We start from the raw sequence: 14,394 nt of genomic DNA, 5'->3' as shown, positions 1-14,394 counted from the left end.
GCTCGGCTCGGCTCGGCTCGGCTCGGCTCGGCTCGGCTCGGCTCGGCTCGGCTCGGCTCGGCTCGGCTCGGCTCGGCTCGGCTAACGGATTGTATATCCCTTAGAGGGCCGAATCAAGCCTTTCCCGAACTTTAACGGATTGTAGTTCCGTTAGCCGCTTTTTATCGCCTTTTTTTCGCCTAAAACAAACCCAAATTCATTCTAAGCGTCGTATGAATCCGTTAGAATTTCAAAACCCTCCAAATCAACCGCTAAGCGTCTCCCGGTTCCGTTAGCATTCGCCGGGTGGCTCCGCGACGCGACCCTTTATGTCCGGATGCACGCCAAAAACCCGAAGCTCCAAGCTGGAGCTTCGGGTTTTTCGACAATCCGGGTCTTCGGCCTTTGGCACCGGGATTTGGCACCGCCATCGGCCGGCGCCTTTTTCATTTTCCGGCAAGCGGCGGCCGACTCGTTCAAAAAACGTGCCGGTTCCCGGTGCGGGCCGACTCTTCGACGGCGTCCAGCAGCCCGTGCGATCCGAACTGGACGGTGGCCGGCGCGCTCAGCACGAGCGTGCCCTGGTGGTCGCCGAAGATTTCGATCGTCAGGCCGGTCCCGTGCTTCACGCCGCCCTGGACGTGGACCTGGGCCGCGGCGCCGCTCTCCAGCAGGCCGTTGATCAGGATCTGATCGTCGGTCGTCTTGGCCATGCTCTCGTCCGTATCCGTGATCCGAACTTCCGCGAACTGCTGCGCCGTGACGGCCGACCATTCCTTGAAATCCCCGAGCATGTACGTGAACGCGTCCAGATTGTGGCCGGTCACGATCGTCAGCAGGTTGCCGCCGGCTTCGCGGTCGAACAGGTACGAGTTGGCTTTGTCGGATTCGCCGCCCATCCCTTCGATCGACAGGTTCAGCTTGGCCGACAGCACCTTGCCGGCGAATCCCTGCTTCAGCAGGTCTTTGACGTAGTCGACGGCCGGAGCCTGCCTCGCCTGCAGGCCGATTGCGTTCGGAATTCCGCTCTCGGTGACCCACTGCCGCATCTTCAGAGCTTCCGCCGTATTCGATCCGAGCGGCCATTCGCAGTAAATCGGCGCCCGCGGGAACGATCGCCCGGACCGCCGCATGGTGCTCTTTGACGTTGATGCTGACGACCGCCAGATCGACGTCGGACGACCGCCAGATCGGCCGCCCGGTCGAACGCGTGGGCCGCTCCGAACGCTTCCGCGCTTTGGCGCGCGCTCTCCATCCGGCTCGTGCCGACCGCGGTCAGTTCATACTCTTCCAACTGCCGAAGGGCCGGGATATGCGTGCCTCTCGCCCAGCCGTTGTTGATCGATCCTCCGATAATGCCCGTTCTTATTTTTTATCCATGCTTAACTTCTCCTTTTTGATTCAACGATGCGATTTGGCGTGCCGGTCCTCGGGGTAAGGCAGTTCCGGCAGGCCGCGAAGCGTGTCGTGCTCGTTATTCCGTACGGAACAGTCCTCGGTCCTGCAGGATCGGAACGACCGGCCGGATAAAGTCCGCGAAGCCTTCGGGATGGTCCTGCCGGACGTCCGGTTGGCGGCCCGGAAACTAACGTCCCGCTGCTCGTCGGTCAGCGGTTCGGGGGCATAGGAAGGGATGGATACGTGCTTGTGCAGCAGTTCGATCGTAGGATTCAATTCTTTCCCTCTTTTCTATTTATGCGGTTTGTGTTTAGTTGGCGTTTATTCGAAAGCCTTTTTTTGTCACACTGGTATTTAGCCTACTAAATATATAAAACGCATGCCGCTTTCGACGGCGTGAACCTATCATAAGTCCGGCGGTTGGCTTTGCGAAGAAGGCAATTTAAATGTCCATAGTCCATAATTTTGTACCTTTGGATCGGGAGGGATCGCCATGAAAGTATGCTTGAACGGATTCGAGCCGGCCTTTATCGAGGAAAAAGAAGACCTGTACGCGATCGTCCTGACGCAGAACATCCTGTCGGGCCGATGAAAATATTTTGTTCTCTGGTATCTCAAAAGCGGAACCCGCCGTTTCGGCGATATCCAGAGTTTTCTGGGCGGTTTGTCGCAGGGTTCGCTCACCAAGCAGCTCAAGGAACTGGAAAAAGACGGCGTCGTCCATCGGAAAGTCTACCCGGAAGTTCCGCCCAAAGTCGAGTATTCGCTGACCGAAAAAGGTGTCCGGCTGCTGCCGATTCTGGAGCAGATGGAAGCGTTCGGGAGAGAGTATGGGGAAAACGGGACGCATGGGGAACGCGGGAAATCCGATGAAACGGACGAACCCGGCGAACCGGAAAAATCGTGAAAAAGAAAAAGGCATTCCGTTAGCAGACGGCGCTGCGATCGGAATGCCTTTTTTTCAATCCAAGACGCCTACAAACGACCTGTATCTCTCATCTCTCAATGGAACTGAGCGGTAGTAACATCGAAAGTTCTCTGTATGGACGATAAAAGAACGGGCTTGGCGGATTGTGCGGGTAGAACATGCTATATCCGTTCATGAAATCCCCCCGCCCCGTCGACCGTTCATTCCATACGCCGTTATTCCCTCGTTTGTCTGGCTTCGGTTCCTTCGAACTCTTCCTTCTACCGGTACTGCCTCGGATCATGCGGATTCGGGATCGGCTCGGGATGGCGCCGGCACCACTGCACCGCGTGGTCGCTCAATTCGTGGAACCATTCATAATCCAGGTACGCGATCTTCGGCTGACGGACACGGTTGATGATCGTCTCGACCCGCTCCCTGAATACGGGGTCGGCCATCCGCTGCGCGTGGAACGTCTTCTCGACAAAGTCGGCGAACAGCTCGTACCCTTCGTCCCAGTTCGCGTTGCCGTTTCGCTCGGCTTCGTCATGCAGGCGGGCGACCGAACGGATTAGCTCGCCCTGTACGGTCGGGGCCTGGCCGCTGTCCGGTACAAGAGTTTCGTGCAGCTGTTGGAATTCCTGCGCATATTTCATGGTCTAGGTAGGCCTCCTTTTGTATCAAAAAATCCCCAGTTCGTTCGCCTTGACCCGGCTCAACTGCGCTTCAAAGTCGCCGCTTGGCGCAATTTCCGATACGGGGTGCCAGCTTCCGCCGCTGTCGAGCCCATAGACGCGCCAGCCGCCGGCATCCAGCCGAAACTGCGCGACCGGAAGCTCGATCCAATTCGTGCCGTCTCTGGACGGACGCTGTTCGACCAGCGTCAGCTCGTCGCCTTCCAGCGCGTAGCCGATACTTCTCCGGCTGCGCAGCTGCTCTTCGGCGATACTCTCCATATAATGACGCATGATTTTCTCTATTCGTTTCTTGGTAAAATCGTCCATCCTCGCCATTCCTCTTCTCTTCGCATCCGATTCCCGGGTATAGACCTTTTTCGAGCGGCCGCCAGCCTGCCGGCCAGCTCGCGCTCCAGTGCCGAACCGACTTCCAGGCGCCGTGACGAACGCGGCGGAGCGAAGCTGAATGCTTCGCGCATTTCGTGCAGCGCCAGCGGCTCGATCGGCTGCACCGACAACACGGGTACGGCAAATCCGTATTCCACGCCGTCAAAGTATTCCAGCGTCCCCGCATATGAGCCGGGCTCGTCTTTCTCCGCGATGGCGGCCAGTTCTTCCGGCGTTCCTAGGAGTGGACGTCCAAATTCGGCATAAGCGGCAATCGCGCCGACCGGCACCGGGATGTACAGATACGCATCGGCCGGTTGATCTGTGAAGCGCCGCCGGAATTCATGCCGTTTCGTGCCTGCTTTCATCCGCGCGTACGGATCGGGACGCAGGCTGACGATCAGCAGACTGCGCGGCAGTTCCGCAGGGTTCTTTTCCATTTTACCGCGCTCCCCTTTCTTCCCTACAAACACCCGGGTCCCAGTGAATTTGTCGGTCTTTTTCAGCATACCACCTTGTCTATCCCTTCTTCCTGCCGTTCACCAATCCGTACCGATAAATCTTCGCCGGAGGAAGCCGCTTTGTCCGTTCCGTCTTCACTTTGTCGGTTCCAGATCCGCCACCATCGTGATCGATGTGCCTTCGCGTCCGGCTTCTTGGAAGCCAAAGCGTAAGTACAGCTTCATGGCGGGTTCATTGCCCGGATCGACGCTCAGCGAGACCCGCTTCACGCCTTGCTCCCGCAGCCCGTCCAGCAGATGGCGTATCAGCGAGGTTCCGATCCCCCGGCCCCGGCTGCCCGGCAGCAGCGCCATGCCAAGCTCCGGCACGTCCGGCGCGACATAGCCGTAGCCGCGATCGTCGGCGCCGAAGAAACGTGCCGTCGCCGAGCCGAGCGGCGTTCCGTCCGGCGCTTCGGCAATCACCCCGAAGTCGCCTTGGCGTCCCCAGCCTTCCACATACTTGCGCATGGAAGGTTCTTCGAGGATCGAGCGGTCGAACGGTTCCTTGCCTTTTCCCGCATATAACGATTCGAACAGCATCTCCCACAGAAAAGGAAGGTCCCGTTCTTCGGCCGGGCGAATCCGGTAGGGCGACTCTGCATGACCCGCCGTCCCGTCGGCAGCTCTCCTATCCGGCACCGCGGCCGGCTCTTTCTTGTTCTCCATTTCGTTCGGCATTTTGCGGTTGTCCCTCCTTATTGAATGAACCTCTTTTTCCGGCTGCGCCGCTGCCACAGTCCGAATCCCGCCGCAAGCAGCAGAATCGCCGCCGGAATTCCGATCCATGCTATCCTTTTACCCGTTCCTTCGCTTTTCTCTTTTTCCGGCTCCGGCGGAGCCTCGAATTTCGTACCTGCTCCAAGTTCCTTGAGATCCGCGGCGGCCGAGATATTCTCGCTTCGGATTTCGCCGGAACGTCCGCAGTTGTACACCTCGTACCGCCCTTTGTATTCATATGGATACAGCAGGTAACGTTTCCCTTCTTCAAAATCGAATTGGCAGCTGCTCCAGCTGGTGTAGACAACGACTTCCGGTTCGTTCACGCCTTTCCAGCTTTCGCCGACGGCAAGCGTAACCGCATTGTACATCTCTTTTCTATCGTCTTTGAATTTCTCGATCTTCCGCACCGTACCCGTAAAAGCAGCCGAGGCTTTTTCTTTGGCTTCGCGTGCGGTTTCCGGAATACGGCAGCTGCAGGCCATAGCTTTCTCCGCGGGAATCAACAAACCGAATGACATTAGAAACAGAATGAGGACAAGGGTTACTCTGCCTAAAATTCGCATCTTCGTTCCTTCTCTCTGGCGGATTTCCCGGCCTTTTACCCGTTAGACGGAATCTGCGATCCAAACGTTACGAAAAGCTCGATTTAACTCATCCAGAGTGCCGCTTCGTCCCGAATTTGAGTCTTACGGCTCCGTTTCGGGTAATGAAGGTAAGAATTGTTACGGATATTGCGCGTTTTTCATCTATTATTTTCAAATAAGAAGGAGAGCTGGTCCAACCTATGAGTAAAACGATTTTCGTATCCAACCGTCTTCCCGTCACCGTTAGCAAGAACGAATCCGGCCTGGAGTACAAGGAAAGCATAGGCGGTCTGGCTACCGGACTCAAAAACTACCATGAACAGGGCAGCACGGTCTGGGCCGGCTGGCCGGGCGTGGCACAGGACGATCTGAGTGAAGGCGAGATCTCCTCGGTTGCCGACACCCTGAGAAAAGATTATAAATGTCTGTCGGTCCCTCTGACTTCCGACGACATCGAACAATATTACCACGGCTTCTGCAACGAAACGATCTGGCCTCTTTTCCATTACTTTACGAGTGCGGTCGAATACAAAACGGACACCTGGGAAGCGTATCAGCGGGTCAACCGCAAATTCTTCGACTCGGTCGATCCGCTGATCGAAGAAGGCGACACGATCTGGATCCACGATTACCAGCTCATGCTGCTGCCGCAGATGATCCGGGAGAAGCATCCCGACGTGAAGATCGGATTTTTCCTGCATATCCCGTTCCCTTCGTTCGAAATCTACCGTCAGATGATCTGGCGCAACGAGATCCTTGAAGGCTTGATGGGTGCCAACCTGATCGGTTTCCATACGTACGATTATGTGCGCCACTTCCTGAGCAGCGTGCGCCGTCTGCTTGGGCACGAGCACAGTCTGTACAAAATGCAGCTTCAATCGCATCAGGTACAGGTCGACGCTTTCCCCATGGGGATCGACTACGACTATTTCTCCAAGACGCCGACCAAAGAAAACGCGTCTCAGGAAACGATGGACTTTGTCAAAAGCACGAAGGATGTCCGCAATATCATTTCGGTCGACCGCCTGGATTACACCAAAGGTATTCCCGACCGGATCAAAGCGTTCAAGCATTTCCTGGCCAATTACCCGGAGTATCGGGAAAAGGTCCGCTTGAATCTGATTATCGCTCCTTCGCGGGTCGGGATCGAGAAATACGACAACCTCAAGCGCGAAATCGAGGAACTCGTCAGCGAGGTGAACGGCGAATACGGAACGTTCAACTGGATGCCGGTCTGGTTCTTCTTCCGCACCGTATCCCAGGACGATCTGATCGCTTTCTACCGCCACAGTGACGTGCTGCTCGTCACTCCGCTGCGCGACGGTATGAACCTGGTCGCCAAAGAATACGTCGCTTCGCGGACCGATTATAAAGGCATGCTCGTCATGAGCGAAACGGCCGGCGCGGCCAGCGAACTCGGCGAAGCGATCATCGTTAATACAAACGATCACGCCGCGATCGCGGCCGGAATCAAGATGGCGCTCGAGATGCCGGAAGACGACAAAATGGACCGCAACAAAAATATGCACCGCCGGATCTCCCGCTACAACGTCAAGTTCTGGGCGGAAGAGTTCCTGAATACGCTGCAGGGTTCGTCGGAAGAAAAGATCCATACCGAACCTCTCGACCGTCTGACTTCCGCTTCGTCGGAACTCGATCTGGCGTATCGGACCGCCAACAAGCGGGTGCTGTTCCTCGATTACGACGGGACGCTGGTCGGCTTCAAGCCGACGCCGGACCAGGCGCGTCCGGACCGCGAGCTGAAGCAGCTGCTGACGACGCTCACCGAAGATCCGAAGAACACGGTCGTCATTATCACCGGACGCGACCGCTTTACGGCCCAGAAATGGCTGGGCGATCTCAATCTCAGCATCGTCGCGGCGCACGGTCTGTGGTTCCGCCCGGCAGGCGGCGAATGGACGATGACGCTCAATATCGACAACGAATGGAAAGAATCCATCCGTCCGATCATGGAGACGTATACCGACCGGACGCCGGGTTCGCTGATCGAAGAGAAAGACTACTCGATCGCCTGGCATTACCGCCAGTCCGAACCGGATATCGCGGCCGTGAAGCGCAACGAACTCAAGGAAGCGCTCATGTCCATCACCCAGTCGATGACCGTAGGCGTACTGGACGGCAACAAAGTCATCGAAGTGAAGGATACGCGGGTCAACAAAGGCCACGGCGCGCATCTGGTGCTGAGCCAGGGGCACTTTGACTTCGTCTTCGGAGCCGGCGACGACCGGACCGACGAAGACATGTTCGCGGCGCTGCCGGAGAACGCGTATTCCGTCAAGATCGGCAAAGAAGTGACGGCGGCCCGGTACCGCCTCAAATCTTCGGGCGATATCCGCGCCCTGCTGGGACGCTTCACACAGGTGTCCGGCGAAGTCGCGGAAGACGCGGCGAAGAGCAAGTAAGCGGCCGGACCGTTTATGGGTAGAAAGTATGAAAAGAAGCCGAGCGGTTTGCTCGGCTTCTTTTTTGTGTGTTTTTTTGGGGTTTGGAGCGAGGCCAGGCGGGACTGAACGCTGCGGGGCGCAGCCGAACGTGGCAGAGCAAGACCGCCTTCGAAAATGTACGCATAAAGTCAACATTCGCTCCAAAACACGCTAGATAAGCCGGAAATGTGCATCAAAAGGCAACATTCCCGCGACCGCGCCATTTTCCGACACTCCGATCGCCCTAGGAATAATCGGCCGCTTATCAAGCCAACCTTCCTGCGCCTTCGCCGATTCCGGCTCTATCCTTCCGGCACAATCGCCTGCACCTCGATCTCCACCAACAGCGCAGGATCGATCAGCGCTTTCACTTCGACCATGGTCGCCACGGGGCGGATATCGCGGAAAGCTTCGCCGTGGGCACGCCCGATCTCTTCCCACCGCGAAATATCGGTCACGAACATGCGCGTGCGGACGACATGCTCCATTTTCGCTCCGACATGCGCCAGTGCTTCTTCGATCGTGCCCAGAATCTCCGCCGTCTGCCGATACGGATCGCCGGCTCCGACGACCTCCCCGTCCTTCATCGCGGTAGTGCCCGCGACTTCCACGACGTTTCCGACACGCACGGCGCGGCTGTAGCCGACGATCGACTCCCAGGGAGAACCGGTCGAGTACGTTTGTCTGGTCATGCGCTCACCTCCTCTTCCGCTTCAAAAATCGAATCTACGATAATCGGCAGATTATCTCGGACTGAAACGGCGCCGAACACGGATCTCGCGTGCGAACCGTGCTCGCCGAATACGTCGGCCATCAACTTGGAACAGCCGTCCAACACTAAGTCCGTCAACCTGGGGTGAAGTCGGTTCAGCCGGTCCGGCGTATCCAGATTATGCTCTGCCTGACCGTGACGAATAAACAGAAATTCCATACGGGCGCCTCTCCTCTCACGTTTGACCTTGCCCCCGTCAAGCGCAGCTTTTATAATGGACATATTCATTTTACACGGTATTCATCTATCCATATCATTCAACGGTTTAAAGCCATAAAGGAGAAAAGTCATGACGCAGTCCAACCTTCCCCTCTCTTCCAAGATCCCTTTTCGCGAAAAAAACATCATCCTGATCGGCTTTATGGGCGCAGGCAAAACGACGATCGGCCAACTGCTGGCAGAGAAGCTCGGACGGGAGTTTCTCGACGCCGACCATGAGATCGAAGCGCTGCACGGCATGCCGGTCACGGAAATCTTCAAGACGATGGGCGAACCCGCTTTTCGGCAGATGGAAAAAGAGTACCTGACCAAACTGTGCCGCAGCGAGCGCGAGAAAGTCGTATCGCTCGGCGGAGGTTCTTTCATGCAGGAAGCGATCCGGGAATCGTGTCTGTCGAGCGGGATCGTGTATCATCTCGACTTGAGCTGGGATTCCTGGCTGGGCCGCTTTGAAGCCTTGATCGATACCCGTCCGATTCTGCAGAGCAAGTCGCTGGAGGAAGTTCAGGACATGTTCAACAGCCGCAAACTCGTCTACGCCGAGAATCATCATACGGTATCTGTCGATACGCAGACGCCCGAACAGATCGCCGAAGCGATCGCGCTGCAGATTCAGGCCGGCTGGACGCGGGAAGGGTAAGGCTCAAGCAAAAAGGCGGAACTTTCCGCATATCCATAGTCTTCGCGTTCTTCGTCGTAAACGATTCGGCTCTTTGTCTTTTTCGACAGATTGCGGCCGAAGGCTTCGATCCTGCCGGTTAGGGAATCCCGGCCTTCCCGCAGCGGTTCTGCGCCGGCGCTGATCTCTGTCTGCATATCTTTGCCAAGCGGAAGCACGGCCAAGCCGCCGGACAACGCAACGGCTTTTGCCTGCCGGAGTCGGATTCCCGCTGTTTTTAACGATTCTGCCGAACCTCTAAATCCTTGAAAGGTGTAGCTCACCGGCGGCGATCCTCCATTCTAAGCAGAAAGTTCCGCAGCGGGACCAGAATCAGCGGCGGAATCAGACACATCACACCGTACAGGATATAGGCAAAAGGCAGCCATTCCCGAGTTTCTTCCACACTGCCCATGTGCATATAATCCCGTTCGGTCACCCAGAGCAGCGCAGACATGACAAGCAGCAGCGCATTGGAGAACAGGACGTATCCGATGTTTTTCCAGAGAGCGCAGTAGACAAGCATCGTAATTAAGGCAGTCACCCAAAAAGCGGACGAAAAAGCAGTCAGAAACAGCCCCAGCAGCAGCGGGTACAAGATCGCAAGCCCAAGCTGGAGCCGACGGTTCGCATACAATCTCATGATTGGCCTCCCTTTTGCTCCAGATAAGTTTCGAGTGCCGGGAAATCGGGCGAAGGACAGGTCTGTCAGGAATCCGTCTCCCGTTTCAACTGTGCTTGCGTGCGGCGATCAATCGCTTCGCGCTCCTCATCGCCGAGACGGTTCGCCCCGTCGATTTCCCGCTCGAGATCGTAGTTTTCCGCTTCGGCCTTGCCCATCAATCCTAAGTGCCGGCGAATCTCTTCCATTCCGGCATGAAGTTCGCGGGTACGGCGCGCATTCAGAATACTGAAAGCGAAAATAACAGCCAGAACCAGATATATACCGATATACTGCGGGAGGAATAACATAAGCAGCAGTCCAAGTAACGTCAGGCCAATCAGATAAATCAAGCTCATGAGTCTCGCCTCCTTTGGAACAATTCCTTATACCTCTTTGCCCGCCCTGCGAGCTGTTCCAAACGTAGACCCGAATACATCCTCATCAACTCGTACGCGTCTTCCTTTACATGGATCGAACGCTTCCGCAGCACTTCCCGTTGTGAAATCCCGAAAATTCCTTCGGCATACGGCAGCTCATATCCGAAATACGGGGCCAGGTATTTATCCAGGCAGAAGAGCAGACTCCGGCGCCCGGCATCGTCGGAATCCCGCAGACGGGCTTCGATCGCTTCCGCGCCGCTTTCGACGATTTCGGTCTGCCGCTCATCATATCGGACGGTAGTCAGGTTCGGTTCGGTTTCTTTTTCGCTCCTATCAAAAGTCTGAACTTCCCGTTCGTGCGTCGTTATATCTTGTGGATTTCGGTATTCCGGAAACATACTGCGATCGATCATCAGCACTCCGCGTTTGGCAGCCCGCGACGATTCGATCGACGGGCGAGCCGGTTGGACTTTCTCTGCCAATTCCGAACCTGCGAGAACAAACGGATACATCTGCGGTGTACCGCCCCCGGCAATTTGCTTAAGCGAAGACGGGCATCCGTTTTCCGGACTGCTCTGGATCAAGACGACGGGCATCTCGGCCCAGATTCGAACACAAAACTCGATCAGCGAGCGCAGTCGATCCTCCCTGAAGTCCATTTCCAAGATCGTCGGGGCGCGCACATTCGACTCCGCGAAATTCGGAAAACCCGAAATTAAAGCTGATCATAAAGTAAGTAGGCATCCTACCGCTCCTTCACTTAAGTCCGATCTTGAGATTCCTTCATGCGCCGCATCACCGGATGATCCTCTTTCAACTGCAGCAGATCCCACAGATTGCCGTACAGGTCTTTAAATACGGCAACCGTGCCGTACGAATCTTCTTTGGGCTCGCGCACGAACTCGATGCCGCTTCGCTTCATGTCCTCGTAATCTCTCCAGAAATCGTCCGTATTCAGAAACAGGAACACCCGCCCCCCGGCTTGATTGCCGACAAAAGGCTCTTGTTCCGGCTTCGAAGCGCGCGCCAGCAGCACCGTGGTGCCTGTCGACCCCGGCGGGGCCACGACGACCCAGCGTTTGCCTTGCTCCGGCTGATCCAGATCCTCCACCAGCGTGAAATGCAGTTTTTGCGTATAAAATTCGATGGCTTCGTCGTAGTCGTTCACGACAAGCGCGATATGTACGATGGATTGATTCATGTCAGTTCTCCCCTTTCACTCCTCTTTACTCATTCGCTTCCGCAGTCCGCCATCCTTTTTTATACAAAAAAAAAAACGGCCCCCGAAGTCCGCGGCGGGCCGTCTTCCGCATCTTGCTTCTTCTATTCAGACACCGACTCGCACCGCATAACGGCCCGATCCGAGTTCCAATACAACGCTGTCATCTTCCATGCGGACCGCTTCCGGCCCTGCACCTTCGCTCGCCTCGCGTTCGTCGATCCGCAGCGCCTGACCGGAAGAATACGGCAGCCGGACTTCGGCCGTCGTATTCGGCGGAAGCTCGAACTCGTACACGACGCTGCCGTCTTCGCGCTTGGCCCAGCCGCTGGCGATGGTCCCGTACAGCGAGTCATACTGTGCGCGGGCGTGCGTCAAGCCCGACTCCGGGTTCGGGTGCAGCTTGATCCTTTTGCAGCCGGGAGCCGCCTCGTCCGTATCCAGTCCCGCCACGGTGCGGTACAGCCAGTCGCCGATCGCGCCGTACGCGTAATGATTATACGAATTCATGTCGTCGCTCCAGAACGAACCGTCCGGCTTGATCCCGTCCCAATGCTCCCAGATCGTCGTCGCGCCCTGATTGACCGAATACAGCCACGACGGATATTCTTCCTGAAGAACGAGCTGCACGGCGACGTCGTGGTGACCGTTCTCGGACAGGACCTGGCACAGATAAGGCGTTCCGACGAAGCCGGTGGTTAGGTGCATCTGCTGCTCGCGTACGTATTCGGCCAGCGTATCCGCCACGCGCCGCTTGGTCTCACCTTCGACCAGATCGAACATAAGCGCCAGCACATGCGCCGTCTGGGTGTGCCCGGCCAGCCGGCCGCTCGGGGTCAGGAATTCGTCGGCAAAAGCCTGGACGATCCGCCCGTGCAGCTCTCCGTATTTGCGCGCGTCTTCTTCTTTGCCGAGAATCGTCGCCGTTTTCGCAACAAGCGAAGTCGAATAAGCGAAAAAGGCGGTGCAAATCAGATCCCGCGGCGTCGCGCCGATATAGCTGTTCTCCTTGGCATCCAGCGCGAGCCAGTCGCCGAAATGAAATCCCGTGTTCCACAGCAGCTCGTCGTCTCCCTGGGCGCGAATGTATTCGACCCAGGCGGTCATGCTGTCGTACTGTTCGTCCAGGATACGCCGGTCGCCGTAGCAGAGATAGATCGTCCACGGACAAATGACCGCCGCGTCGCCCCAGGCCGCCGAGGAATGCGAGCCTTCGTCCAGAATATTCGGTACGACGAACGGCACCCCTCCGCTCGGCAGCTGCTCGGCCGCCAGATCTTTGAGCCATTTGGTGAAAAAGGGCGCAACGCCGTAATTGAACGCCGATGTACGGATAAATACCTGCGCGTCCCCCGTCCAGCCTAGCCGCTCGTCGCGCTGCGGACAGTCGGTCGGAATATCGAGGAAGTTGCCGCGCTGGCCCCAGACGATATTGCGCTGCAGCCGATTGATCAGCGGATTCGAACATTCGAACGATCCGGTAGGGCGCATATTCGTATGGATGACTTCCCCGACGAAGTCATGCAGGTCGATCGCTTCCGGGAAACCGGTCAGACGGACGTACCGGAAGCCCTGGAACGTAAAGGAAGGCCGGTAGGTCTCCGCGCCGCCGCCCCGGCAGACATACGTCACTTCCTGCGCGGCGGTACGCAGATTGCCGGTGTAGAAGTTCCCTTCCCGGTCCAGCACTTCCGCGTGATGCAGCGTAAGCGTAGTGCCCGCAGGCGCCTGCACCGTAAACGCCATGCGGCCGACCATATTTTGTCCCAGATCCAGCACCGTTTCTCCCGCAGGCGTGACGATCAGCGATACCGGCGCGATCTTCTCCGTGACTTGGACCCGCTCGCTCTGCTCGCCGATCAGCGCGTCCATCGGGCGTTCCAGCACCGAGACGGGATGCCAGTCCGTATCGTCGAAGCCGGGCTCGCTCCAGCCGTTCAGTTCAAGCGAAGCGTCGTACGTCTCGCCTTCGTACAAGCCGGACATCCGGATCGGACCGTTCGCGCACGCCCGCCACGACTCGCCTGACGTGATGACCTGCCGCGTTCCGTCGGCGTACCGGATATGCAGCTCCAGCAGCAGCGCGCGCCGGTCGCCGTAAATGTCGCGGCGGCCTTCCCAGCCGAGCCTGCCTTTGTACCAGCCGTCCGCAAGCGCCGCTCCAAGAACATGCGGACCCGCGTCCGCACGGCCCATAAGCTCCGTCACGTCGTACGCCTGCACCTGGAGACGGCGATCGTAGCGGGTCCAGCCCGGCGTAAACAGGCTGTCACCGACCCGGCTGCCGTCCAGTTCCAGTTCATACAGGCCGAGCGCGGTCGCAAACAGCGTGGCCCGGCTCACCTTTTGCCCGGTCGTCGCGAATTCTCCGCGCAGATAAAAAGCTTCCGGCGCCGCAGGATCGATTTCCTTCTCCGTCGGCGTAATCCACTGCGCCCGCCATTCGCCGGAGTCCAGCAGACCCGTCTCCCAACAGGCGGTCTCGCTCCAGGGCGACTCTTCGCCCCGCTCGTCCCAGATCCGCACCCGGTACAGATAGCGCGTCACCGATTCCAGTTCCTCGCCCGCATACGGCACATGAACGCTCTCGTCCGATTCCACCTTTCCACTGTCCCAGACCAACCGGTCTTCGGCAAAAGACGGATCGTCGGCCGACACCTGAATCCGGTAAGCCGTTTGAAGCACGTTTCTTCGATCCGTCAGCAGCTTCCAGCCCAGACGCGGACGGCGGACGGTCATTCCCAGCGGATCTTGCAGATACTCGCAGCGCAGTTCGGTCACCTTGGTTGAACGCATAAGTCGTATTCCTCCCGGTCGATCGTATAGTGGATACGGGGGTTCGTGTAGTGAATCCCTTGGCTTTTCTTCTTCATTGTAAATCGG

Annotated in this window: 17 protein-coding genes and 1 pseudogene; 3 read left to right on the top strand and 15 right to left on the bottom strand. The window is 57.4% G+C overall.

Features of this window, described 5'->3' with window-relative positions:
- Positions 1-455 precede the first annotated feature (455 nt).
- Together HOP44_RS13970 and HOP44_RS13965 are read right to left on the bottom strand one after the other, a co-directional pair.
- Positions 456-1,028 (bottom strand): Gfo/Idh/MocA family protein, encoded by a 573-nt coding sequence (locus tag HOP44_RS13970; protein ID WP_172254357.1) that lies wholly within the window; start codon positions 1,026-1,028, stop codon positions 456-458.
- Positions 1,029-1,380: 352 nt separating this feature from the next.
- Entirely contained in the window at positions 1,381-1,653 is a 273-nt protein-coding gene (locus HOP44_RS13965) for a hypothetical protein (protein ID WP_172254355.1), read from the bottom strand.
- Between the two features lie 331 nt (positions 1,654-1,984).
- Here HOP44_RS13965 and HOP44_RS13960 point away from each other — a divergent pair.
- Positions 1,985-2,284, top strand: a pseudogene (locus HOP44_RS13960) (winged helix-turn-helix transcriptional regulator); the annotation flags it as partial.
- 281 nt (positions 2,285-2,565) lie between these two features.
- Here the strand turns inward: HOP44_RS13960 and HOP44_RS13955 are convergent.
- The 5 genes from HOP44_RS13955 to HOP44_RS13935 all read right to left on the bottom strand — a co-directional run bounded on the left by HOP44_RS13955 (position 2,566) and on the right by HOP44_RS13935 (position 5,134).
- On the bottom strand, positions 2,566-2,940 hold the full coding sequence (locus HOP44_RS13955; protein WP_172254353.1) for a hypothetical protein: 375 nt from the start codon (positions 2,938-2,940) through the stop codon (positions 2,566-2,568).
- Positions 2,941-2,964: 24 nt separating this feature from the next.
- Entirely contained in the window at positions 2,965-3,288 is a 324-nt protein-coding gene (locus HOP44_RS22825; protein WP_246369821.1) for a DUF3024 domain-containing protein, read from the bottom strand.
- Positions 3,261-3,788: a hypothetical protein gene (locus HOP44_RS13945; RefSeq protein ID WP_172254351.1), complete on the bottom strand. Its 528-nt coding sequence runs from the start codon at positions 3,786-3,788 to the stop codon at positions 3,261-3,263. The genes HOP44_RS22825 and HOP44_RS13945 overlap by 28 nt, the downstream gene beginning before the upstream one ends.
- A 156-nt stretch (positions 3,789-3,944) precedes the next feature.
- Positions 3,945-4,529 (bottom strand): GNAT family N-acetyltransferase, encoded by a 585-nt coding sequence (locus HOP44_RS13940; RefSeq protein WP_246369819.1) that lies wholly within the window; start codon positions 4,527-4,529, stop codon positions 3,945-3,947.
- Positions 4,530-4,546: 17 nt separating this feature from the next.
- Complete coding sequence (locus tag HOP44_RS13935) at positions 4,547-5,134, bottom strand: hypothetical protein (RefSeq protein WP_172254349.1); 588 nt, start codon at positions 5,132-5,134, stop codon at positions 4,547-4,549.
- Between the two features lie 221 nt (positions 5,135-5,355).
- Here HOP44_RS13935 and HOP44_RS13930 point away from each other — a divergent pair, with 221 nt between their 5' ends.
- A complete protein-coding gene (locus HOP44_RS13930) occupies positions 5,356-7,578 on the top strand; it encodes a bifunctional alpha,alpha-trehalose-phosphate synthase (UDP-forming)/trehalose-phosphatase (RefSeq protein ID WP_172254347.1) in 2,223 nt (740 codons plus the stop codon).
- Between the two features lie 323 nt (positions 7,579-7,901).
- On the opposite strand, the gene HOP44_RS13925 is transcribed toward HOP44_RS13930, so the two are convergent.
- Both HOP44_RS13925 and HOP44_RS23290 read right to left on the bottom strand, forming a co-directional pair.
- On the bottom strand, positions 7,902-8,291 hold the full coding sequence (locus tag HOP44_RS13925; RefSeq protein WP_172254345.1) for a RidA family protein: 390 nt from the start codon (positions 8,289-8,291) through the stop codon (positions 7,902-7,904).
- Positions 8,288-8,530, bottom strand: a complete 243-nt coding sequence (locus HOP44_RS23290; protein ID WP_425501874.1) for a RidA family protein — start codon at positions 8,528-8,530, stop codon at positions 8,288-8,290. Before HOP44_RS23290 ends, HOP44_RS13925 begins: the two co-directional genes overlap by 4 nt.
- 130 nt (positions 8,531-8,660) lie before the next feature.
- Here HOP44_RS23290 and HOP44_RS13915 point away from each other — a divergent pair, with 130 nt between their 5' ends.
- Positions 8,661-9,230 (top strand): shikimate kinase, encoded by a 570-nt coding sequence (locus tag HOP44_RS13915; RefSeq protein WP_172254343.1) that lies wholly within the window; start codon positions 8,661-8,663, stop codon positions 9,228-9,230.
- On the opposite strand, the gene HOP44_RS13910 is transcribed toward HOP44_RS13915, so the two are convergent.
- From HOP44_RS13910 to HOP44_RS13885, 6 genes are all read right to left on the bottom strand, one after another.
- Complete coding sequence (locus tag HOP44_RS13910; RefSeq protein ID WP_172254341.1) at positions 9,203-9,532, bottom strand: hypothetical protein; 330 nt, start codon at positions 9,530-9,532, stop codon at positions 9,203-9,205. The two genes, HOP44_RS13915 and HOP44_RS13910, sit on opposite strands and share 28 nt — an antisense overlap.
- Positions 9,529-9,891, bottom strand: a complete 363-nt coding sequence (locus tag HOP44_RS13905; RefSeq protein ID WP_172254339.1) for a hypothetical protein — start codon at positions 9,889-9,891, stop codon at positions 9,529-9,531. The genes HOP44_RS13910 and HOP44_RS13905 overlap by 4 nt, the downstream gene beginning before the upstream one ends.
- A 65-nt stretch (positions 9,892-9,956) precedes the next feature.
- Entirely contained in the window at positions 9,957-10,268 is a 312-nt protein-coding gene (locus HOP44_RS13900) for a hypothetical protein (RefSeq protein ID WP_172254337.1), read from the bottom strand.
- On the bottom strand, positions 10,265-10,975 hold the full coding sequence (locus HOP44_RS13895; RefSeq protein WP_172254335.1) for a hypothetical protein: 711 nt from the start codon (positions 10,973-10,975) through the stop codon (positions 10,265-10,267). Before HOP44_RS13895 ends, HOP44_RS13900 begins: the two co-directional genes overlap by 4 nt.
- Positions 10,976-11,052: 77 nt before the next feature.
- Positions 11,053-11,493: a VOC family protein gene (locus HOP44_RS13890; RefSeq protein WP_172254333.1), complete on the bottom strand. Its 441-nt coding sequence runs from the start codon at positions 11,491-11,493 to the stop codon at positions 11,053-11,055.
- A 126-nt stretch (positions 11,494-11,619) separates the two neighbouring features.
- Entirely contained in the window at positions 11,620-14,307 is a 2,688-nt protein-coding gene (locus HOP44_RS13885; RefSeq protein ID WP_172254331.1) for an alpha-L-rhamnosidase, read from the bottom strand.
- Positions 14,308-14,394 lie beyond the last annotated feature (87 nt).

Source organism: Saccharibacillus deserti (genome assembly GCF_013618475.1).
GTDB lineage: Bacteria > Bacillota > Bacilli > Paenibacillales > Paenibacillaceae > Saccharibacillus > Saccharibacillus deserti.
The sequence above is the reverse complement of the archived record's forward strand: the minus strand, read 5'-3'. Positions and strand labels throughout refer to the sequence as shown.